Raw genomic sequence first — 1,124 nt, forward strand, 5'->3', positions numbered from 1 at the left:
GGGTTGCCATCACCACGGCCGACCTGGCGCCCGAGCTGGCCAGGGCGAATGCACAGCTGGCACCCACCGACCGGCTCACGCACCTGGTGGTCACGCATTACAGCGATGCTTTTGACATGGAGCAATCCGGCGGCGACGATGCAGCGATGCCCGACGCCTGGCGCGAATGGCTGGGCACGCGCCACTCACTGCCCGCACTGGACGGCGGCACAGTGATGAGCTGGGCTGATGCGATGACGGCCGGAGAAACCACCGAGCTGCCCCCACACACCGCCACGCCGCAAGACCTGGCTGTGCTGCCCTATACCAGCGGCACCACCGGGCTGCCCAAAGGTTGCATGCACACGCATGCCAGCATCATGCACAACGCTGTGGCCAGTTGCCTGTGGGGCGGCAGCACGTTTGAAAACGTCACGCTGTCTGTGGTGCCGATGTTTCACATCACAGGCATGGTGTCGGTCATGCACGCTTCCATTTACGGCAGTGCGACGCTGGTCATCATGCCGCGTTGGGACCGCGAGCTGGCCGGGCGCCTGATCTCGCGATGGGGGGTGAYACACTGGACGAATATCCCCACCATGGTGATCGACCTGCTGGGTAGTCCCAACTTCGCCAGCTTCGACCTTCGCAGTTTGGTCTACATCGGCGGCGGCGGGGCGGCCATGCCGCAGGCTGTGGCCCAGCGCCTGTGGGAACAATACGGCCTGCGCTTTGCCGAAGGCTACGGCCTGACGGAAACCGCGGCGCCCTCGCACAGCAACCCCTATGACGCCACCAAACAGCAATGCCTGRGCGTTCCCTTCATGAGCTGCGACTCGCGCATCATTGATCCGGTCACGCTCAAGGAAGTGCCACAGGGCGAGCAGGGCGAAATCATCATGAGCGGGCCGCAGATATTCCAGGGCTACTGGAAGCGCCCGGACGCGACGGCCGAAGCTTTTATCGAGCTCGACGGCAAGCGTTTCTTTCGCTCGGGCGATCTGGGGCGCATGGACGAGCAAGGCTATTTCTTCATTACCGACCGGCTCAAGCGCATGATCAATGCGTCAGGCTTCAAGGTGTGGCCGGCCGAAGTGGAGGCGCTGATGTTCAAGCACCCGGCCATCCAGGAGGCCTGCATAATC

1 protein-coding gene is annotated in these 1,124 nt (G+C 63.4%); it reads left to right on the plus strand.

What is annotated here, in order from left to right:
- On the plus strand, nt 1-1,124 hold a 1,124-nt coding region (locus tag AC1DWI_RS24020), incomplete at both ends, for an AMP-binding protein (RefSeq protein ID WP_477726021.1).

It is taken from the genome of Polaromonas sp. P3_C2, from assembly GCF_056402675.1.